This window comes from Providencia xihuensis (genome assembly GCF_041953405.1).
Taxonomy (GTDB): Bacteria; Pseudomonadota; Gammaproteobacteria; order Enterobacterales; family Enterobacteriaceae; genus Providencia; species Providencia vermicola.
On the sequence record NZ_CP169565.1, the window covers coordinates 480478 to 503631 of the forward strand.

A 23154-nucleotide genomic window follows, 5' to 3' on the forward strand; every position below is an offset into this window, starting at 1 on the left:
CTTTCCAGTTTCATTAATTACGATATATTATTTTTTATATAACGATGTGCGTCATTAGCCATAAGTTAGTACAGCCTATGGGGGTAGGCTGTTTTAGCGAATGGTTTTTTTAACGCAGACTTCTTAGGTTACTGCTTAAAAATCTTCACTTTTATATCTCGAGGTGCCGCATAATATGGTGCGGAAGTCACCAACAATGGCACGCCTGTTTGGGCGAATTCTTCAATGGTTTTTAAATTGATTCCACCCGCTAAAGACAACTGACAAGGCCGATTCTGCGCGTTAGCCAGCTGCTGTAATTGCTGAATTTGGTTTGTTGGCAATTTATCGAGCTGCACAATATCTGCTTGCGCTTTGATGGCAAGTTCAGCTTGTTGATAATCGTCGGCTTCCACAATGATTAACTTTTCGGGTGCATTTTGGCGTAAAGCTTGCACATGCGCATTCCAATCATCTGGATTTTCAAGGCACTGGCGATGGTTAGTAAACAGCAAAATACTTTCTGCGCTGCCTGTTCGGTGAATAATGGCGCCTCCTGCCAAAATCGCAGTTAAGGCAAGAGGCTTAGTGTTTGGAATGGTTTTTCGCGTACAAGCGAGTTGCCCATTAGGTTGATACTGGCGCAAAATAGAGACCATTTGCTGGGTGTAGTGGCTAACACCCCCGCACCATTCAAGGACGTTTTGCACCGCTTTCCAGCCTTGATGTAACGCTTCAATCGGCCCTGTTGCACGAACTAAAATACTTTGCGGTTCGACAATCTGCCCATCATGAAAATGGCATTCACAGGTAATCCCTAGCTTTTCTAGCATGCGTTTTGCAATGTGAATACCACTGACGCAGCCCCCTTGCTTGGAGGCAAATGTCATTACGCCAAGTTGTGAGTGCAACCCCAAGGCGCGGGTGGTTAAGTCTCCATATTGAATATCGTCTAACAGCAGCTGGTCAATTAATGCATCAGGTAGATAAATCATAATGTCAGTTCCGATTCATCCACAACATCCCACGAGACCATCGCCCAGTCCCTTGATGGATAAGATATTTTCTTACCTGATGCTGTTTGAACATCGTAATAGTGGCGAAGAATATCCGTTTCTTCTGGCGTGATATTTTTGAGTGACCAATTGACACTATCTACAAAGGCTTCAAAGTTATCAAAGCCGCCTTTATTTGGGCTCTTAATGAAATCGACACGGGCATTGATACCCATTTGATGCAGGATGTTCACCGCATAAATATAGGTTGGCAAACGAATTACTTCACGGCCAATTTCACGGATAATATTTTCATCAATAAAGGTTGGGTTGATGGTATGCGTGGTGTAAACGCGCAGTTTTGTCTGGCGATTTAGCTTAAGTAGTGCCGCTTTTAAATCATCGACTAACGTTGAGCGGGAAGCGACGGATATATCCACTTTAGGCAGAGTTGCCCAACTGTCTTCCCAGGCAAGTTGCTCAAAGTGGGCATTGGGAATACCAAGTTCTTTAGCGCGAAGCCGTGCCATCTCTAGCATGCCACCGCTGTAATCAATACCAATAACCTCTTTAAATTCATTGGCGAGGCACAGGCTAATCGAACCTGGGCCACAGCCCACATCTAGCAAAGTGTGTGCGCCCGTAAAATCCATCAGTTCACGAAAGCGTACTAAATAGGGGTCATTAGGATTTGCACAATTTTGTGCCATTTGCTGGGCTTTTTTATCCCAATGTTCGGGTTCTTTGCGGGTTCTATGCGCTTGCTGCATATGCTCTTGGTACATTTTAGAAAAATCAATTTGGTTGATTAACATGATCCCTGACCTTAATAAGAAAACGTTGATGGAAGCTGGAAGTGAGCTTGAATACTGCGCTCATCCACATTATAAAGTGCTGCCAAGTTAGTAAGTGTTAACATACTTTTTGATAAGCCTTGTCGCGCTTTTTGTTGTTTGTCTAGCAAAATGACGTTGTCAGCGATGGCGGCGGCGTGTTGTGGGTGGTGGGTCGACATCAACACGGTCATGCCATGGGCTTTCAATTTCTCAATTTGCTCAAGTAGGCGAATTTGGTTACCAAAATCGAGGCTAGCGGCAGGTTCATCCATAATCAGTAGCAAGGGTTTTTGTATTAACGCACGGGCGATTAAGACTAATTGTTTTTCGCCGCCACTGAGTGTGCTGTAAAGGCGAGTCGCAAGGTGAGGGATGTTCAGCCGTTCGAGTTGTTGAAGAGCTTGGTTTTTTTCGCTATCACCAGGGACAGAAAATAAAGAAATATGAGGGGTTAAGCCCATCATAACCATATCTAATACAGTAAAGGTAAAAGGCGTATCGTGAGCTTGTGGTACGTAAGCAATCACTCTTGCGATGTCCCGCTGTTTTAGCGTTTTTATGGACTGATTATTGAGCAAAATTTCGCCATGGATTGCGGGTAGCAAACCTAATAACGTTTTCATTAAGGTGGTTTTGCCGCAACCATTTGCACCCAGCAGGCAAGTAATTTCCTTTTCAGGTAAGGAAAGATTGATGCCATCAATGATTGTGGTGTTGTGGTAGCCAATGGCAACGTTATTAAGGGTCATTATCGTCATTTGACCCGCCTTGTTTGCAATAAAATAGCCAAAAAGAACGGTGCACCGACCGCAGAGGTGAGGATCCCCAACGGTAGTTCAATGGCGGCAATTGTACGAGCGAGGGTATCCGTGATCAGCAGCATAATTGCTCCAATCGCCAGTGATGCAGGGAGCTGGTAACGAAAGTTAGCGCCCACTATCATCCGAGTGATATGGGGTACAATCAACCCTATCCAACCAATAATCCCCGCAATGGATACCGCACTCGCCGTGAGTAACGTGGCGCAGACGATAAAGATAGCGCGCATTAAACTCACATTAATACCAAGGCTTTTGGCTTCTTCATCCGATAAGCTCAGCAAATTCATTCGCCATCGTAATAATAGCAGGGGAATGATGCCGATTATCATTAATGGCAAGACGGACAAAAGGTCTTCTTGCGTAATGGATGATAGCCCGCCTAACAACCAAAATGTAATCGAAGGTAATTGGGTGTAAGGGTCTGCCAAAATTTTCATCAAAGAAATGGCAGAGCCACAAATGGCGCTGATGGCAACACCGACAAGGACTAACGATAAAATTGGATCATGTTGGCGTGCAAGACGCGCAATAAAACACACGACGGCCACGGTGATTAAGCCCCCAATAAAGGCGGCTAACTGAATATAAATCAATGATTGTCCAAAGAAAATACCGACAACAGCGCCAACGCCAGCACCTGCTGAAACCCCTAAAATATCGGGGGAAACCAGTGGGTTGCGAAACATACCTTGGTAAGCCGCACCTGCAATGGATAGTGCTCCGCCAATAATAATTGCAGCTAATGTGCGAGGGAAACGTATTTGCCAAAAAACGGTTTCATTACGTGGGTCACTAACATCAACTTGAGAGGAAAATAAACTGGCAAATAGGCGGTACAGTTCATCGAGGGTAAGTGAATACTTACCACTCGTTAAAGCAATCACTAAGCTAACGAATAAAATGAGAATTAATAATAAGGGTTTAACCCCTTTGTACGTCATTCCACTCATGATTTTTCCATCAGTAAATCAACCTGCTCAGAGGTTAATGGTGAATGATAGAAAAGGTCAAAGAATTCAGCAATATCTTGCTTTATCGTCGCGGCAATATGGCCATCAAAGTGGCTTTGTAAACGGCGCATGCCAAGAAGGCGGTTAACGCCAGGAGGGCCATCTAACCAGCCAAATGGCATGCCCGTAAAGACAAGCAATTGCTGATTGGCGATAGCATCTAGCCCTTTCCACAGTGGTGAGGACGTCATAAATTCAATGGCTTCATCATATTGCGTTATAATAATATCAGGGTTCCATTGATAAAGTTGCTCCATGGAAATGGAGGTGAGCCCGCGAAAATTAGGGATATCTACGACGTTACGCAAACCGAGCATTTCTATGGCTTCGGTATGAATCGAGCCTTTAGCGCCTGTTTCTAGCCCTTTTGCCCCACGAGCAAGGTAAAAACTTAATGGTTTTTGTTGGGGTTTATTAGCAAAGGCAACCGCATCATCCAGATAACGCTGGGCGAGTTGGCTGAGTTTTTGTGCTTGAGGTTCAACACCGAGAGTTTCACCAAGCTGAGTGAGTTGTTGGGGGGAGTCTTTTAATCCACCTGCAATCAATAAATAGGGAATATTGGTCTGTTTCGCCACTTTCTCTGCTTGTGAGCGATAAGTATCATCAATATTGCCAGTGTCTATAATTAAGTCAGGGTTATAGGATAAAAGTTGTTCTAATGATAGCGTACTGCCTCGACCCGCTAAGCGGCCGTAAACGGGAAAATTGCGCCATTGTTGTGCGAAAAGCCCAGTATGGCCTTTGTTTAGTGAAATCGAAGCAAACCCCACCATTTTTTCTGGGGCAAGAGCAAACATCAGTAAATCAGAGGGTGGTCCCGAGCTGATAACGCGCTGAATATGGCTTGCAAGAGGAAGTTCGCCAAAGAGTGCTTCTTCGACAAAGCGCTGGCCTTTAGCGAAACTAGGCAAACTGTAGAAAGCCGCAAGTAAGGCACTGGATTGAAGAAATTGTCTACGATTGATTGCCATAATAAATATGAACACACCCGTTATGATAATAGTTATATAGCGCGAAAATTAGCGGAGTCATAGTAGAGAGTCAACCTGAAAAGTCGAGTTGTTAGAAAAACTCGACATTTGTGTGATGTAAATCAGTAACAAACATTGCTATCAATAAAAAGATAGCTGAACATAGAGAACGTTAATTTAATGAATATCACTTTGGACTTATGAAGAAGAAAAGACCCTCACTGCAGGATGTAGCAGATCAAGTCGGCATCACGAAAATGACGGTGAGCCGTTTTTTACGTAATCCAGAGCAAGTTTCAGAGCCTTTGCGCGAGAAAATTGCCGAAGCGCTCGAAAGTTTGGGCTATATTCCCAATAAAGCCCCTGATATTTTGTCAAATTCAACTAGCCACGCGATTGGTGTTTTGCTTCCTTCATTAACTAACCAAGTCTTTGCGGAAGTGATCCGAGGGATAGAAGCGGTCACTGATTGTCATGGCTATCAAACCATGTTAGCTCACTACGGTTATTTACCTGAAAAAGAAGAAGAAAGGCTAACCTCATTACTCTCTTATAACATTGATGGCGTGATTTTGGCAGAGAGGACGCACACTGAGCGCACCTTACGTATGCTAAAAACTGCAGGCATCCCTGTTGTTGAGATTATGGACAGTGTTTCACCTTGCTTAGATGTTGCCGTGGGGATTGATAACTTTGAAGCTTCTCGCCAAATGACACATGCGATGATAGAACGAGGTTGTCGCAAAGTGGTGTATATCGGGGCGAGGCATGATGAGCGAACGTTTATCCGCTTAAAAGGCTACGAGCAAGCCATGTTAGATGCCCATTTAGAGTTCCGTAATGTGATGACACAGGAGAGCTCATCTTATTCGCTAGGGGCGAAGTTATTGCATGATTGTTTAGAGAAGTACCCCGATACAGATGGGTTGTTTTGTACCAATGATGACTTGGCGATAGGGGCGATATTTGAATGCCAGCGGTTGGGGATTCATATTCCGCAAGACTTAGCTATTTCAGGTTTCCATGGGCACGATGTGGGTCAAGTGATGACACCGAAATTGGCCAGTATCCTTACGCCAAGAGATCAAATGGGGCGCAAGGCGGCAGAAGTGCTCCTAGCCCGCATGTCAGGTAAGAAGCTTACGGAGACGCACTTTGATGTGGGGTTTTCTGTCCTTACCGGCGAAAGCATCTAATTATTCCTCGTCATACTTCGCGCTGTCGCGTTGTTGCCTGCACTCGCCAACTCTAGTCACATACTTATGTATGTTCCCAGGGCTTGGCTTGTTTGCCGCCTAGCGACAACACGAATTATTTAGAGGAATGTTTGAAGGGGAATGCTTGAAGAGAAAGAATAAATTTTAAATATACTTTTTGTTTTTTATTTACGAGTTTTGCTTTGTTCTTCACCTGTCTTTTCTGATTACAGATTGAGAGTGGTATCACAGATCTGTTCTCTTATTCGCCAATTTGATTGCAATAAATCCGTACTGATAATAATGTTACCCGTAATAACGTTACCGGTAACATATTGCTGGATGATGAAAAGAATAGAACAACAATAAAGCCTAAGGAGTTTCCTATGAGTGATACCCAAAAACAAAACTACACATTTGTCCTAATGGGGGTATCGGGTAGCGGTAAATCTGCTGTAGCAAGCGGTGTTGCTCAGCAATTGCAAGCGGCCTTCCTTGACGGTGACTTTCTGCACCCTAAATCAAATATTTTAAAAATGGCATCAGGGCATGCTCTAAATGATGAAGATCGTCAGCCTTGGTTGATGTCGCTGAACCAAGCTATTTTTGCTATGCAAAGAACGAATGAGATTTCGTTAGTGGTATGTTCTGCACTGAAGAAAGCCTATCGTGATATTTTAAGAGAAGGTAATAAGAACTTATTTTTTATCTATTTAAAAGGCGATGCTAGCGTTATTGAAGAACGACTCAAAGCGCGTAAAGGGCATTTTTTCAAGCCAGAAATGCTCAAAACGCAATTTGCTACTTTAGAAGAGCCAAATGAAGCAGAAACTGATGTGCATGCGGTTGATATTCGCCAGCCTCTTGAAGACGTCATCGGTAATACCTGCTCAACGATTACACAGGTTGTCGCAGGAGATAAAGTATGAATACCGTTGAAACGCTCAGTACGCTCACGTTGGTACTCACCGCAGTGGGCTCTGTTGTTCTGCTGCTATTTTTAGTGATGTACGCACGCTTGCATGCTTTCGTCGCGTTGATGATTGTTTCCATAGGTGCAGGACTATTTTCAGGGATGCCTGTGCAGCAAATCACGGAAACCATGCAAAAAGGGATGGCGGGAACATTGGGGTTCTTGGCAATTGTGGTCGCACTCGGTGCGATGTTCGGTAAGATTTTGCATGAAACAGGCGCATTAGACCAGATAGCGAATAAGCTACTTAACTTGTTTGGTGAAAAGAATGCCCATTATGCAGTGGGTGTTGCTGGGCTAATTTGTGCACTGCCTCTTTTCTTTGACGTGGCTATTGTTTTGTTAATCGGTGTGGTGTTTGCCGTCGCAAATCGTACTGGTCATAATGTTGTTCGCCTTGCTATCCCATTATTTGCTGGGGTTGCAGCCGCAGCGGCCTTCTTATTACCTGGGCCAACACCGATGTTGGTTGCATCGCAAATGGGTGCTGACTATGGCTGGATGATTTTAATCGGCTTGTGTGCCGCTATTCCAGGTATGATCTTAGCTGGACCTTTATTTGGTAATTTTATCAGCAAGTTTGTTCATATTGATATTCCTGCGGATTACCAAGCACCTAAAACAGAGCATGGCAAAATGCCAAGTTTTGGATTCAGCTTATGTTTAGTGCTGTTTCCATTAGTGTTGGTGGGTTTAAAAACGATTGGAACACACTTAGTTGAGAAAGGGACCCCGCTTGAACATTGGCTAGAATTTATTGGGCACCCTTTTACTGCATTATTGTTAGCCTGTTTACTGGCAATCTATGGTTTAGGCTTCCGTTATGGTATGGATAAAGAAAAAGTCATGGCGGTGTGTTCTGCGGCTATCCAACCTGCTGGGATTATCTTGCTTGTAACAGGTGCTGGTGGGGTATTTAAACAAATTTTGGTGGATTCTGGTGTTGGCCCTGCGCTAGGTGATTCTTTAATTGGTGCAGGTTTACCTATTGCTGTTGCGTGTTTCGTTCTCGCGGGAGCTGTACGTGTGATCCAAGGCTCAGCAACAGTAGCTTGTTTAACAACAGTTGGTTTAGTGTTACCTGTTATCAATGAACTCGGTTACTCTGGTGCGCAGTTAGCCGCACTCGCAATCTGTATTTCAGGTGGTTCATTAATTTTAAGTCATGTGAATGACTCAGGTTTCTGGTTGTTCGGTAAATTTACGGGCGCAACAGAAGCACAAACCCTGAAAACGTGGAGTGTGATGGAAACGATTTTGGGCACGACAGGTGCGGTTATAGGAATGATTTTCTTTGTTTTTTTGTAAGTTAGCACAGTAAGAAATTATTGATATTCATACATCACGAAAGCCTTCACTTCACATTGAAGTGAAGGCTTTTTGATATTTAGTTCAATGTGATTTTAGGAATAATAATTTCGTCTCTCTGTTTTTTAGCTCCTGAAACAAGCCGAATATTTGTATCCGTAGGGGATAATGCAATATGTTGTGTAAAAAGAGGTAATAGCCCCATATCATGGGTGGAAAAGAAAATAATGGAATTTTTTAGGTTAAACTCATTGATGAGTAATCGGATAAATACTATCGCATCATGCGTTGCCATAAACGAAGTTGATTCATCTAAAAAGAGAATTTCAGGCCTTTTGAATAATGTAATAGCTAACATTAACTTCTGTTTTTCACCAGTTGAAGCTTGAACGTCACTGATGAACATATCATCCAATGTTTCTTTGCTAATATTCAGTCTTGGGCAGCATAATTTGATTATATGAATGATGATGGCATTGTCGAAAATGCCATGAAGGTTAAAGTTATCCCGGATGCTGCCATTAATAAAAGTAGAAATGCCAGAATGATAAGCCACTTTTTCTTGAAAATAACGTACGGAAATTTCATTGAGCTTCACGTCATTGATTGTTACTTCGCCAGTATAATTTGTTGATGTGCCATTCAGTACATTGATAAGAGATGTTTTTCCAGAACCAGATAGGCCTGTGATACCGATAATATCACCTGCTTTTGCTTCAATATTCAGGTCATTAATAATTGTTTTTCCATTGAAACTTATCGCTATATTTTTTGCATCAACACTGTTTATAGAGCCGATTAAAACACCTTCTTCTTTGTAATTAATGATAGCATTTTGAGTTAGCTGATTAATACTCGATTTAATATGAAATAAATGTGTTTTGGCTACAAAACAGCGGTTAATTGTACTTGTGATCGAAGCTGAAAGCCGGCCATTAATAATGAGTACTGCAATTATTGATGCCAGGCTAAGCGCTCCGCTGTCGATAGCTAGATAACAGGATACATACATGACTATCATCGATATAAATGAATTCATTTTAATGACTTCCATCCAATGATGATTTGCTTCGTTAAGCTGTAATTTTATTTTTTCATCTTCATTGGTTTTAGCATCAATATAGTATTTAAAATGCGAATCATTGATAAAGTTAAGCTCTTTTTTCTTCTGCTCTAATGAGTAAAGCATAGCGGACTTTTCATAATTAAGCGTATTTGCTTTTAACATATTTTTATATGATTTAAAACGAATATGCAGGCAAAGAAAAACTAGTCCTGTGTAATAGAGTAGGAGAAAAATGGAGAAAAACCCGAGCATACCGATGATGCATAAGGAAAATAAAGCTGTAAGGCCAATATCATAAATTATTTGTGGTCTAATTTCCCATATTTGTGAAATAGATGTTTCAATGGTTCTGATTTTGATGGCCGCATTTTTGCAATTAGATTTTCTCAATAAATTAATAAAATATCGATTACATATACCAATATTTAACTTAATCTTTTTTAGATTTTTTTCATGAATAAGATGTTTAAGAAAAAATTCAAATCCAACAACAAAAAGAAAAATAAAACTAATATAGATTAAAGATGTAACTGATTCGCTATAGACTAACCTAGAGTTAAAAAGGTTAGAGTATAAAGGCAATAATAAAGCGAAAAGGATTAAAGGCAGAGAGAATAAGTTTGAATTAGGTGTTAGTTTTATCAATGATGAATATATTCCATCTTCACTTAATGGCCTTTCACTAGCTCTAAAGAAAAATAAATTTTTATTTTCAAGAAGTTCTTTATTAATAATTTCATTAGTCGTCAGGTTTATAAATTTATTTCCTTGATTTTTAATGACTATATACTTATCTTCAAAAATTTCCATTATGAATAATGTTGGCTTTGCAGTATCGTTATTATAATCTATAGCAGCATATTGGTATGTGAAAAAATCATTATCAATAAATTCATTAATATGTGTTAAAATATATTTTTGGTCATAGGATAATGATGATGACATCAGTGGCTCACCCAGTAAAAAAAAATATTTCTTAATTGCTTCATGAAAATTATGTTCTTTCATTATCGTTACTCTTCAAATAACATGTGTTAATATTTTCAGTATCTTCAATAGGTGAATTGGCCGTTACATTAACTTTTTGAATGTTTCGTTTAATTAATATTGTGTTATAGATAGTGTAAGTTAGTGCTGCATCTAAGTTTAAGTTATGACCATAACTACAATAAAGGTCGATATTTTTAGTTTGAGTTTTTTTTATTGCTGTTAAAACCTCACTACTGAATATCAATGATTTCATCATTTTTAAGTTAACATATTCACCGTCACCTTCACCTTCACCTTCACCTTTACCTTTATCTTGATAATCAATATTCATTAAAACTGCTTTATTTTTATTTTCTTCCTCTGTTAATGCACTTGCTAAGACGTTTGCTAATAGTACTGACATGAGGAGTATCATGGTTGCAACGGCTGCTGATAAGGCAGAAATGAAACCTAACATATAATCACCATACGTTGAATGAAATATTATCGCTAATTAATGCCGTTAAGTAACTCAGAACTGATACTTTCTTACTTGATATATAAACCATGACAGGTAAACCATCATGTTCAGGTAAAATAACAGTATCTTGTATAGGCGTTATTTGGATTGAATAAAAACGTTCATTACTCATCCGTTCTTTATCTGCAAAAGAGTCTGCACTAATTTTTGTCACTTTCCCAAGAATGATTTTCTTGAATCCAGGGGAGTTCACAATCACCTTTGCAGGAAGTTCGAGACTAATGAATGGTCGATATTTAGCAAGTACTTTTGCATCAATAACCCGAGAGTCTTGATTCTTTTTGATCACCATAACAACGTTTGAAGCTTCGACATAGGATCCTTGCTCCAGATCTTTTTCTATACTTAATACAATACCATCAGTTGGGGAGAGGACACTATTTGCTCTAATTTTGTTTTGCAGTAATTCCACTTGACCTATATTTTCTAGCCTTTCTTTTTTCAGTCGATTAAGTTGATCTTCATTATCTTGTATTTCACTAATTAATTTAGTTGTATATTTTTTTTCTGATAATGCAATTTCTCTTAGTAATCCTTGAGCATTCAACTCCCCTGTTGTTACTAATGAGGTTGTTCTGCTGATATCTGCATTATTATTCAGTTTTTCTATTTCAGGGGCTCCAGCTGAAGCCAATAACTTTCCTTTTCTTTTTAGAATTGTAATTTGATTTTTTAGTTCAATTAAATCTTTATTTTGAGCAATATACTGCTCTTTTAGGTTATGGATCTCCATGTGCAATAAAATATTTTCATATAACCCTTTATAAGCACTGAATGTCTTACTTTTTTTATGGGTGGTTCTAGCAAGAAACTCTGATTCATTATTAATCTCGCCATCTAAAATATTATTTAATAATTTTTTGTTTTCCTCTAGTTCACTAATTCTGTCACTAGCAAAACTAACTAAATTGGTGAGTGTTTTCTCTTGATGAAAAGTATCCAAGTTAGTATATGAAAATAAAATTTGGTCTTTATTAACATTATCACCTGATTTTATATTAAATTGATTAATAAAACCCGATGCAGGGCTTACAATCTCTAAACGATTAGATGTGCCAGAAATAACCCCCTCACCAGGAGAAGAAACATCAATTTCAGCAAAAATTAAATATGTTATAAATATGGATATTATGCCTATGAAAACACGAATTTTTTTCGATGTACGGAAAATGTTACTGATGCAGTTTTTTAATTTCATTTATATTTCCAATTAGTTGTATATATTCCATCTTATTTTTTATGTCTGAAATCGTTAGTTCTGCAATACGCCTTTCTATTGTCAGTATATCGAATAAGGTATTGACCATTTCGTAAAATGACGATTGTGAAATACTATATTCTCGCTCTTGGCTTTTTATAATAGAGTACATAGTATTACGTTGCTCTTGGAGTCCTGCCAATTCTGATTGGTTAGAGGATGATATCAGTTTTAAATTTTTTATTTTTGCAGTGAGTTCTTGATATTTATAATCAGCTTTTTTTTGTACAGCGGCATATGTTTTTAGCTGAGCTGATTCGGAAAAAATTTTGTCAATATCAAAAACATTAACTTTGAGATCTAATCCAATATAAGACTCATTATGACTTCTTTTTTGCTCGGCATACTTTTCTTCTGCAACTAAATTAATACTGAACAGGGAATTTTGCTGATAAGCATTTTCTTTTATGGCATCTGCTTGCATCTTCAGCATGTTGTAATCTATATTTTGATTGGTATGGTCATTATCAATAAAGGTTGACTTTAAATTTTTAATTAACCTACTAGGAATGTTAACACCTTCTTTAGGAAAGGTGATACCAGAGATCACTTCAATATTCGATTTATATTGTTCGATTTCCTTTTCAATGTTTTTTCTTTCTGTCTCAATGCGTTGCATTAGTAATGTTGCTTGTTCAACATCACTGATTTTGGCAACGCCACTATTATAGCGTCGGTTAATTAGGTTAAAGATATCTTGTGCATTATGATGTAATTTTGTTGTGCTTTTAGTTAATTCAGATAGGAAATGAATGCCAATTAAATTTCCCGTTACTGCTGTATAAAGCTCCTCTTTTTCTTTATTGAGTGCAAGCTCAGAAATTTTTAGCTTGAGATTCTTCTCTGAAAATCGATGCATTAGAGCGCTGTCATAAATCAGTGATGTTGCCGTCAAGCTTCCATCTGCTGGCTCTTTGTTATTTTTAATCTTGCTAGTAGCAGATACTTTGGGTAAATAAAAATATTCAGTTTGTTTGGCTCTATATCCTTCAGCTTCTAGTTCTAGCTCTTTTATTTTTACTGAAGTTGAATTATTTAATACTTTATCAATAAATAAATTGAAGCTTTCACTATTTGCAAAACAATGATTGATAGAAAAAATAACCATAGAAATAGCTAATGTATAATATATTTTACGCATGCTTTAATCCATCGATAGCAATGCTATCATTTTGTTTTTATTTTCAAGGGATTTTTCTTTCATCCATTGCGTGGTTTTATTTATTTCTAATATAATTTCTGCCATTTTGGCATTATCAATTTTTCTTATGTTTTTTTCTTCAGTTAAGTGATTTTCGAGTATTTCTTTCCAATCATCATGAGATGTTTTAATCGATTTCAAAACATTAAGATTTTCCATCGTACAAGATGATAACGTTGCTAAGTGAACAGATATTTCCTTGGCTAAATCATTGTTTTCTGAAATGGAAATTATTTTTTCAGCGATATTAATATTGATATCTTTTAATGAAGCCAGCTTTTGTTGAATATCATCGATTTCGTTGGTGTATTTTGAAATAGATTCCTTTTTCTCTTTTTTCTGTTCCTTTTTATAAAAGAAATTAAAGAAATTTAGACTAATCAATAGCAAAACTGAGATGGCCACACCAAGAATTGAGGTTAAAAAAGCAAATGACATTGAATTTAGTGCCATAGAGATCGACGAAATCATGGCATTCATTTTTGCCGAGACATCGCCATCGCCACCGAGTGATGCAGAAATCGCAGTTATCATCCCTGTTAAACCGATAAATGTACCAATTAGCCCTAATGACACACTAACAGATGCAGAGAGTTTGGTTTGGTTAGATAGAAAAATATAGTTTTCCTGTTCATTCCGTTTGAAAATTTTGTGATACAAGAAAATAATTAGCGGATAAATATATATACCAATCATGGCATAGCTTATCTCGGGTGCTAATAAAAGACATTGTGCTATCATTTCTCTAACTTCTTTTAGTAAAAAAGAGGCTGAAAAAGTCACCGCATAAAAGAATAATCCAATATAATACATATTATTTGTAATCCCAATAAATACATGAATTCCATCCTGAACAATACTCACTCATTCCTTTTTCAAAAAGTACGGTTTTATTCAATTCAAGATTTTTTATTAATGATGCTATATAAATAAGGTTATAGATGTTTTTATCTTTACTTTCAGATATTTTATTATCAACATATCCTTTCAATATTATTTTGTCACCAATGCTATTTCTAAATTCCTCAATGAGTATTTTAGCGTTATCTTCTTGTAAGTTAATGCCTCCTTTGAAATAAATAACTCTTTTTTTTATATCAATATGAACACTTTCAAAATTAAGTTTTTCATAGTTTATATATGAGATAACGCTTTTCATGCCACTGAATATAAAAACCATAGAAACTAAAATTATAATACATAGTGTTCCACTTAATCCATCAACCATGGGGGCGAGTTCTTCATCCGAGCCATCATAGTCCTCTTCTTTCATTTTATTTTTAACTCCACGAGCATTTTCTACTGCGAGTTATTATAGGTATTATTATCTTTAGCTCATAAGATAATCAGCTCAAAATAATGGAGTATCAGTTCATATGGCGCTGTGAGTCTAATTATTTTTTATAAAGCCTATATAATGTAAAAATAGAAATATTTATTTTTTAAATTAATAGAAGATTAAGTGGGAAAATGGAAAGTATAAATAATTCGTCAGATAAAAAAGATATAGTGATTAAATCCTTTAAAGTTCAAGGGTTAGATCTCATTGTTATTAAACCAGATGGAACATCGAGTAAAATTCCTAATGGACTATCTGATATTATTTTGGGGAATATTACCTTAACAAATGAAAATGGTAACTCAATATCTCAAGATGAAATTATATCTTCAATAAAAATGAATATTGGTGTGGATTCAGTATATATCAAAGAGCAGTTCTCCAGTGACTTTGTTGAAATGAACGATAATGAAGAAATTGAGGATGACATAGAAAATGATTCACAGAAATTTATTGAAAAATTAGATGCTTTAAATAAAAAGAACGAAGAGTTAGCTGAGATTGTAAGCGGTTTGGAGTTGATAAATGAAAACCAAGAGGCGCAAATAAATGCGTCATTGGCAAAGTTAGCTGAAGCGAATAGCCAATTAGAACAACAAGCAAAAGCGAAAGCACAGGCGGCTGATAAACAAGAGGAGGCTGCTACACAGCCTTCAGTTTCCCCCTCACTTCAGCCTGCTCCACCGTCTTCATCAGTGTCAACAAGCTCTTCTGCGAGTAAACCTAAAGATAATAATGCTGCTATTCTTCCTCCTTCGACAGTATATATATCAGGGAAATTGAGCGAAGAGAGCGATTCAGGCAAAGCTGGGGATCACATTACTCAAAATAATACCCCAACTTTTACGGGAACTGTTTCATTAGACTCAAATGCCTATTTAATGATTGGTGGTACACGCTACCCCATTACCGCCGATAACAATGGTAACTGGGTATTGCAAATTACTCCCCCGCTCAAAGATGGGGTACATGATTATGAATTAGGAGCATCGCGAGGTAATGAGGCACCTATACTGGTTAAAGGGCAACTGACAATTGATACAGCGCTTAACACATTAACTGCTGATATTGATGTGCATGCTGACAGTGGCACGTTAGGAGATAAGCTGACGCATCATTCACAACCGACATTTACTGGTGTATCGGAAGCTGGGAGCACTGTTGTTCTTACAATTGATAAACAGGTACTGACGACTGTCGCGGATGAAAAAGGCATCTGGCGGGTGACAGTAGGAAATTTGCTTCAGGATGACCAATATACATACCATGTGACAGCAACGGATGCTGCTGGGAACCAAAATACGACCACGAACACGTTGACAATAAAAACCACGGCACCAGAAATTACCGCTACTCTTGATGGGGGCAATGGTTTTTTAACCAATCAGACGCAGCCAATGTTAATGGGGAAAACGGAAGCGGGATTAACGGTTAAGGTATCTATTGATGGTCAAGAGTACAGCGCGCAGGCAGATGACCAAGGAAATTGGTCATTACAAATTCTGCAAGGGTTGCCAGATGGAAACCATTTGTTTAGCGTCAAGGTAATGGATGCGGCGGGAAATCAGAGTACGGTTACCGATAGTATAGTGGTAGATACGCGAAAGCCTTCTGCTACGGCAAAACTCACAAGCGAAAGTGACAGTGGAAATGAAGGGGATAATATCACCCAAGACCCTCAACCTGTATTGACGGGGTCCACGAAACCTGATTCAGCGATCCGCATTATTTTTGATGGCAATTCATATCCAGTGACCACCGAAGCTGATGGTTCATGGCATTTGACTCTGCCAACGCTCACTCAAGATGGAAATTACGACTATCAAGTACATGTTACTGATTTAGCGGGAAACGAATCCTCATTCAATGGGTTTTTTACCCTTGATACGACAGTAGAAAACGTTACCGTTGCTTTAGATACTCAAACAGACAGCGGCGCGGTAGGGGATAAGCTAACTAACAATAAACAACCTATTTTTTCAGGTATGGCGGAGGCAAACAGCAAAATTACCCTCAATATTGCTGGTCAAATACTGACTACGGTTGCGGACGAAAACGGTGTTTGGGATATTCTGGTCAAACAACCGTTACCAGAAGGGCTATATAAATACCAAGTGACCGCGGTTGATGCGGCGGGAAATCAGAAAACGGTAGAAGATACGGTCATCATAAAAACATCCTTGCCCAATGCAACGACCATTTTAGAGGGAGGGCATGGCTTTCTAACAAACCAAACCACACCAACGTTATCAGGAAAAACCGAAGCAAATGCGACCATTAAGGTAACAATAGGAAAGCATGAGTACAGCAGTAAAGCCGATGAGAATGGGGATTGGTCGTTACAAATCTCTGATGCGTTGACTGATGGCTCCCATTTATTAACGGTTAAGGTAACCGATAACGTGGGTAACCAAAGCGTATTCATGGAAAATGTCCAGATTGATACCGCCCCTCCTTCTGCGGACGCGGCCATGAAGGCTGGAACTGACACAGGTGTGATTGGGGATAACATTACACAGAATATACAGCCATTTATTTGTGGTGTGACGAAGCCTTATTCAACCGTAATAATTAATTTACCTGGTTATGCGGGAGGCACGCGAGAGCGAATTGCAGATGAAAATGGCTATTGGGAAGTTCGCCTTACCGTTCCACAATCTGATAATACAAGCACGTATACTGTCACAGTCACCGATTTGGCGGGTAATACCTCGTCATATCAAGGTCAATATACCATTGATACTCAAATTGCATTGACGGTGGATTTGGATCCTGCGAGTCAGAGTGATACCGTATTTGATGGGCAAACAACGCATTTAGCCCGTCCACAGATTAGCGGGACATCAGAGTCAGGGGCTAAAATTACAGGGCAGTTCAAAGACACGACTAAAATTGTATATGCTGATCAAGATGGGAAGTGGTCATTGGTATTTGATGTCGATGCAAATACTGATACAGGTAATACGTACACGATTACGGCGAGTGATATCGCAGGTAACGAGAAAACAATCACCAAAGATTTTAACTTTTTACCTATCCTTGTCGGTGCAGAAAGAATCCCTGAGCTGACAGCCAAGTTACATATTGACAGTGACAGCGGTATACAAGGTGATAACATTACAAATGTTAATACACCTAAATTTGAAGGAATTGCGACAGCAGGGGCATTAATTACCTTAACTATTAATGGTGTAGATTACCCAACCACCGCGGATATGACCACAGGTGAATGGACAGTTACGACCAAACCATTGCCAGAAGGAAATAATAGTTATGTGGTTACCGCGACACACCCTGATTATAGCAAACCAACGGAAGTACACGGACATACATTTGTTGATACGACTCCCTCCGTACCTACGATTCATTTAACGGATAATACAGATTCAGGAATAAAAGGGGATTTTATTACTAATAATCGTAGGCCTATTTTTACGGGAAAAGGGGAGCCAGGACAAGAAATTACCATTACATTAAATAATATAACGGTTTCTACAATAATAGATAGTAACGGTAATTGGCAATTAAAGTTTGATAAAGAATTACCTGAGAAATTTATGGGTGATTTTAAAATAACTAGTATTGATGCGGCTGGAAACCTATTTGAAAGAATAGATACATTAGTTATTGATAATACGCTACCTTTACTTGATAAAATAACACTAGATATAAACTATGTATGGTATCGAGGCGCGCATGCAACTAATGTATTGACACCGATTTTTAAAGGGAAAATAGATCCTGATACTAAAGCAGATATGCTATTTACATTTACAGCGAATGGTAGGCCTTATTCATATAGAATAACAGATGTTGGTAAAGATGGAACCTGGTATTTGCAGATACCCCCTGGTTTATTTAAAGAAGGTCAACGTTATTCTGTAGATAATATTAAGGTTACGGCTACGTCATCCTCTGGAAACGTATCAGTTGAAAATTTTCATTATAAAGGTCTTTGGGTAATGAAAGGTGATCAGGTTTTAACTAGCCATGTTGCTGCTGATTCTAGCTCCACAGGGGAAAGTCACGATTATTCTAGTTTTACCCGAAAACCTAATTTATTTGGGGAGATTACGGGAAATAATACATATCATCAACTCAGTGGACATATTTTTATTGGGGGGAATAAGTACCCAATAACGATATCAGATAATGGAGCTAAATGGTATTTTAATGCACCAGACACTCTTATGTTATCGTCGGGGGATAATTCTTACACTGTTACTTTAAATGATGGCTATGGCTCTAGCCAAGATTTTACCTTTAATGTAGTAGTAAATGAATTAAAGTACTGGCTTGATGTAGATACAGATTCACATGTATTAGGTGACCATGTTACCAATACTACGAAACCAGTCTATAAAGGGATTGCTGAGATTGGTGCAAAATTATCCGTAAAAGTTAATGGAGTATTATATCTAATTGATGTTGATAACAATGGAGAATGGAGTTTTGAAGTTCCAATAACAGGGGATGGGGATTATCAAATTGAATTTATTCAAGCCAATAATGGGGTGATTGTCGCGAAAAATACGCTCACTATTGATACGATAGCCCCTGAATATATAGATGGAAGTGTTTATTCTGGAAATGCCCATCCAGGTACTTTAGTCGCGAATAATAATAAATTTCATATTTTCTTAAATTACAAAACGCCAGTTGATTATTATACGATTGAAATCAATAACCAAACAATTACACATAATCGGGTGGAAAAACCCTTTGATGGAAATAGCACGCAAATTGGTGGTGTATTAACACTACCTAATGGTGTGCATCATGGTAAAGTGATTGCTTATGATAAAGCCGGTAACATATTAGAACACGATATTATAATACCTGTATTAGCGGGAGACCAAGCAATTAATCCCCCTAAAATTTCAGTGGGTTTACATGATAAATTATTAATATCTGAATCAGATAAGCATGTGGCGTTTAACAATAATACCCTGAAGTTAATTGGAACCACAACACCTGGCAGTAATATCGAAGTCATGGATGCACAAGGCCATTTATTAGGAACAACTCAAGCGAATAATGACGGTGTATGGGAACTACAATTATCTGAAAGTCTTATTCCTATTGGGATCTTACATGATGAAAGTATTCAGTTGGTCGTTAATGTAAAAGATCTACTCGATCGCGAAAGTCAATTAAACTTTAATCTTACTTATGATAATCAACCCCCCGAAATTACAGGCGCTGTCGACGATGTTTTATTAGAAGATATACAGCAAATCAATATTAATACACCTACCTTTAGTGGCGAAACGGAAGCATATGCAGATGTTAAACTGACGATTGGTCCCCACGTATTTACAACAACAGCAGGTTCTGATGGAAAGTGGAATTATACTATTCCCCCAGAAACGCCTCTCGATGATGGTTCTTATTTATACAAGATAGAAGCAACCGATGTTCTCGGGCAAGTCAGCACACAAAAAGTCAATGGTAATTTAATCGTCAAAACGACGGCATTTATTTCAGGTGGTTTAGATCCCAATGAAGATTCTGGCATTCAGGATGATGGAATTACCCATTTCAATAAACCTAAATTTGAAGGTATAACAGAACCGAATGCGATTGTACGACTTATCTTTGATAATAAAATAGCTTTTGCTTATGAAACGATAGCCGATGATCAAGGTCAGTGGGTAATAGAGGTTACATCTAAATTAGAAGATGGTCCTCATGATTATGTGATCACCACTAAAGACCTACAGCAAGGCATTTCTGGTCAAATCAGCGGTAAGCTGACCATCGATACAATAGCACCAGAGGGGCTTATTGGTGGCGTTGTTGATCACCAGGATCTCATGATTAAAGACCATATCCTGATTAATAACACAACACCCACTTTCAGTGGATTTGCCGAACCAGGGGCTAATTTGCAACTGATGTTTGGCCAATCTGTATTTGCCCTAATTGAAGTAGACAAACAAGGCCAATGGACATACACCTTTCCACAACCGTTTCCTGATGGCGAGTATGAATATACTATCATAATGGAAGATATTGCTGGAAACCTCAGCAGTACTGGGCTAACCGGTAAAGTTGTGATTGACACGACACCTCCGTTGTTGACATTGGATATTGCAGGGGTAGATGCAAACAACGGCAAAAACCAGATAACGACCAATCACAAGAAACCTGTTTTTAGCGGTACGAGTGAGGAATATGTCAAGATTGTATTGATGATTGATGGTAAGTCATATAAAGAGGCCACTGTTGATGCATCAGGGAAGTGGGAAATAGCCGTCACAGATGAATGGGAAGATAAAGCTTATCAGTATGAAGTGATAGCTGTTGATGGTTCAGGTAATGAAGTGAAGAACTCTGGGACAATTACCGTTGATACGGTTGCCCCAACGCTGGTGGATTCGGGGGCGGTTAATCCAAATACATTGAAGGCCGAAGAGTCTATCGTAACGAACTCATCGACACCGACCTTTAAAGGCAGCAGTGAAGCTGGCTCGGTGATCACGGTAGAGATAGGCGGGAATTTGTATGACAACATTCCGACGAACGAAAAAGGGGAGTGGTCATTTACGGTTCCCTCCTCCGTACTGAAAGATGGATTGCATAAGTATACGATAACGGCAACCGATGTGGCGGGGAATCAATCCGCTTCGCAAAAAGGGACAATTACCGTTGATACGGTTGCCCCAACGCTGGTGGATTCGGGGGCGGTTAATCCAAATACATTAAAGGCCGAAGAGTCTATCGTAACGAACTCATCGACACCGACCTTTAAAGGCAGCAGTGAAGCTGGCTCGGTGATCACGGTAGAGATAGGCGGGAATTTGTATGACAACATTCCGACGAACGAAAAAGGGGAGTGGTCATTTACGGTTCCCTCCTCCGTACTGAAAGATGGATTGCATAAGTATACGATAACGGCAACCGATGTGGCGGGGAATCAATCCGCTTCGCAAAAAGGGACAATTACCGTTGATACGGTTGCCCCAACGCTGGTGGATTCGGGGGCGGTTAATCCAAATACATTAAAGGCCGAAGAGTCTATCGTAACGAACTCATCGACACCCACCTTTAAAGGCAGCAGTGAAGCTGGCTCGGTGATCACGGTAGAGATAGGCGGGAATTTGTATGACAACATTCCGACGAACGAAAAAGGGGAATGGTCGTTTACGGTTCCCTCCTCCGTACTGAAAGACGGATTGCATAAGTATACGATAACGGCAACTGATGTGGCGGGGAATCAATCCGCTTCGCAAAAAGGGACAATTACCGTTGATACTTTAAATAGCAGTTTGCCTCCTACAAAGGCTAATGAACTGACGTCCGCTTTCATGCAGTTACCAGAGGTTGATAATAATTTGTCGACAGAAGATATTCACTTTTAATAAAGCCAAACACCACCTTATTTTAAGGTGGTGTTTGGCTGTTGGCAAAGCGAGTTATCAGCTAAAATCAATAAATTATTTTGCTCAATAATTTTGATAAAAGACAATAAATGTAGGCAGATTTATCCATTTTGTAGATACCGATGGAGAGTAAAAATTATAAAAGAGGAGAAGGTTGGCTACGGTAGTAATTTTTAAACGTTGACATGAAAAAAGGGACATCATCATAACCTACCTCATGTGCAATACGTGTCATGGGCATTTTATTAACTTTAGATAATATCATGGCCTTATTCATTCTCGACATTAAACTGATTTTAGAAAAACTCGTATATTCACTTGCAAGGCGCCGTTTTAGTGTGGAGGCACTCATGTGTAATTGTTTTGCGACAGAGTCTAAAGTACAGCACTGTTTTCCAGTACTGTGAAAAATTAAGTCATACACTTTGTCTTTTATTGATACATTTATGGATTCATGGAGAGAAGAGATGAATCCATCGACTAATAGAAAAAATGATAAAATAAAGTTCAAGTAAATCTTAATCTTATGTTTATCAGTGGATGTTGATATTTCTTTTTTGATAGATAAGAATGCGTTTTCAATGATAGGATTTTCATGCAAATTAGTAAAACAGACCCGATTATTCAGCTTTGTTTTTTTTTCGCTAACCAAAAACTCAGTATGTTGTAGGTAAAAGTATTTTAACATTTCGTCGGTGATAGGGAGTATATCAACGGTGATGGGATGAGAATTATCATTGTTGATAATCTCAATAGACTTGCCTTTAGGAAGAAAACAGATATTTGAGGGAGTGAGTGTTTGCCATTCCCCATTTTCGATGCGTATATTAATTTCATTTGTAGTGACTTTTAGTAATAGGGAGTGCACCAGATAAAAGCTATTTTTTGCTATATCAGGTAAAGAGTTAATATATGAGTAAAATGATTTTTCACAGAATGTAGTCGACATAAAATAAACCTAAAAGTATCATTCACAGAAATCAGCCATAAAATCCTATAGGTTTGATTGGGATCTATCTCGGCTGTGAGTAGTCAATAGAACACATATCTAAGGTTTTTATTCATCGCTTATTAATAGTGCTTGAACATACAAATATGTTATTCATTGAATGAGATGGGATACTAGTTTTATATCGCATGAGTTTATTTAATTAAAAATCGTTATTTTTTATGTTTTATAAGCCGAAAAAAAAATCAAAGATAATCATGGGTTATCTGATGGAATCCATTTCAATGTACTGTTTTTATTGTGATTTTTATTATTTTAATAAATCGGAATTTAGTTAAATATAAATAAGTCAGA

16 protein-coding genes are annotated in these 23154 nt (G+C 38.4%); 4 read left to right on the forward strand and 12 right to left on the reverse strand.

The genetic code is table 11. The features are described from left to right. Positions 1 to 128: 128 nt before the first annotated feature. From modD to ACE2AL_RS02120, 5 genes are read right to left on the reverse strand one after another with little or no spacing between them, the layout of a single operon-like run. Positions 129 to 974: a ModD protein gene (modD, locus tag ACE2AL_RS02100; RefSeq protein WP_272539941.1), complete on the reverse strand. Its 846-nt coding sequence runs from the start codon at positions 972 to 974 to the stop codon at positions 129 to 131. Then, entirely contained in the window at positions 971 to 1789 is an 819-nt protein-coding gene (locus tag ACE2AL_RS02105) for a bifunctional 2-polyprenyl-6-hydroxyphenol methylase/3-demethylubiquinol 3-O-methyltransferase UbiG (RefSeq protein ID WP_206086233.1), read from the reverse strand. Before ACE2AL_RS02105 ends, modD begins: the two co-directional genes overlap by 4 nt. Before the next feature lie 11 nt (positions 1790 to 1800). Continuing rightward, entirely contained in the window at positions 1801 to 2568 is a 768-nt protein-coding gene (locus ACE2AL_RS02110) for an ABC transporter ATP-binding protein (protein WP_272539942.1), read from the reverse strand. After that, positions 2565 to 3572: an iron ABC transporter permease gene (locus ACE2AL_RS02115; protein WP_206086361.1), complete on the reverse strand. Its 1008-nt coding sequence runs from the start codon at positions 3570 to 3572 to the stop codon at positions 2565 to 2567. The genes ACE2AL_RS02110 and ACE2AL_RS02115 overlap by 4 nt, the downstream gene beginning before the upstream one ends. Positions 3573 to 3577: 5 nt before the next feature. Then, on the reverse strand, positions 3578 to 4615 hold the full coding sequence (locus tag ACE2AL_RS02120) for an ABC transporter substrate-binding protein (protein ID WP_206086235.1): 1038 nt from the start codon (positions 4613 to 4615) through the stop codon (positions 3578 to 3580). 200 nt (positions 4616 to 4815) lie between these two features. Between ACE2AL_RS02120 and gntR the strand changes: the two genes are divergently transcribed. The 3 genes from gntR to gntU all read left to right on the forward strand — a co-directional run bounded on the left by gntR (position 4816) and on the right by gntU (position 8092). Continuing rightward, positions 4816 to 5811, forward strand: coding sequence for a gluconate operon transcriptional repressor GntR (gntR, locus tag ACE2AL_RS02125; RefSeq protein ID WP_206086236.1), 996 nt, complete (start codon positions 4816 to 4818; stop codon positions 5809 to 5811). Between the two features lie 386 nt (positions 5812 to 6197). After that, positions 6198 to 6740: a gluconokinase gene (gntK, locus tag ACE2AL_RS02130; protein WP_375083912.1), complete on the forward strand. Its 543-nt coding sequence runs from the start codon at positions 6198 to 6200 to the stop codon at positions 6738 to 6740. After that, complete coding sequence (gene gntU / locus ACE2AL_RS02135) at positions 6737 to 8092, forward strand: gluconate transporter (protein ID WP_206086238.1); 1356 nt, start codon at positions 6737 to 6739, stop codon at positions 8090 to 8092. The genes gntK and gntU overlap by 4 nt, the downstream gene beginning before the upstream one ends. Positions 8093 to 8171: 79 nt before the next feature. Here the strand turns inward: gntU and ACE2AL_RS02140 are convergent, their stop codons facing one another. Genes ACE2AL_RS02140 through ACE2AL_RS02165 form a run of 6 tightly spaced genes read right to left on the reverse strand, consistent with a single transcriptional unit; the run spans position 8172 to position 14400 of the window. After that, positions 8172 to 10166, reverse strand: a complete 1995-nt coding sequence (locus ACE2AL_RS02140; protein ID WP_375083913.1) for an ATP-binding cassette domain-containing protein — start codon at positions 10164 to 10166, stop codon at positions 8172 to 8174. Next, positions 10153 to 10605 carry a hypothetical protein gene (locus tag ACE2AL_RS02145; RefSeq protein ID WP_375083914.1) on the reverse strand — a complete coding sequence of 151 codons (453 nt, stop codon included), beginning with the start codon at positions 10603 to 10605 and terminating at the stop codon, positions 10153 to 10155. Before ACE2AL_RS02145 ends, ACE2AL_RS02140 begins: the two co-directional genes overlap by 14 nt. A gap of 4 nt (positions 10606 to 10609) precedes the next feature. Further along, entirely contained in the window at positions 10610 to 11866 is a 1257-nt protein-coding gene (locus tag ACE2AL_RS02150; protein WP_272539945.1) for an HlyD family efflux transporter periplasmic adaptor subunit, read from the reverse strand. Continuing rightward, a complete protein-coding gene (locus tag ACE2AL_RS02155) occupies positions 11841 to 13067 on the reverse strand; it encodes a TolC family protein (RefSeq protein WP_272539946.1) in 1227 nt (408 codons plus the stop codon). Before ACE2AL_RS02155 ends, ACE2AL_RS02150 begins: the two co-directional genes overlap by 26 nt. 3 nt (positions 13068 to 13070) lie before the next feature. After that, positions 13071 to 13991, reverse strand: coding sequence for a hypothetical protein (locus tag ACE2AL_RS02160; RefSeq protein ID WP_349422675.1), 921 nt, complete (start codon positions 13989 to 13991; stop codon positions 13071 to 13073). Further along, positions 13942 to 14400, reverse strand: coding sequence for a hypothetical protein (locus ACE2AL_RS02165; protein ID WP_272539948.1), 459 nt, complete (start codon positions 14398 to 14400; stop codon positions 13942 to 13944). The genes ACE2AL_RS02160 and ACE2AL_RS02165 overlap by 50 nt, the downstream gene beginning before the upstream one ends. 197 nt (positions 14401 to 14597) lie before the next feature. Between ACE2AL_RS02165 and ACE2AL_RS02170 the strand changes: the two genes are divergently transcribed. Next, a complete protein-coding gene (locus ACE2AL_RS02170; RefSeq protein ID WP_375083915.1) occupies positions 14598 to 21830 on the forward strand; it encodes an Ig-like domain-containing protein in 7233 nt (2410 codons plus the stop codon). A gap of 157 nt (positions 21831 to 21987) precedes the next feature. Here the strand turns inward: ACE2AL_RS02170 and ACE2AL_RS02175 are convergent, their stop codons facing one another. Continuing rightward, positions 21988 to 22800: a helix-turn-helix domain-containing protein gene (locus ACE2AL_RS02175; RefSeq protein WP_375083916.1), complete on the reverse strand. Its 813-nt coding sequence runs from the start codon at positions 22798 to 22800 to the stop codon at positions 21988 to 21990. Between the last annotated feature and the right edge of the window lie 354 nt (positions 22801 to 23154).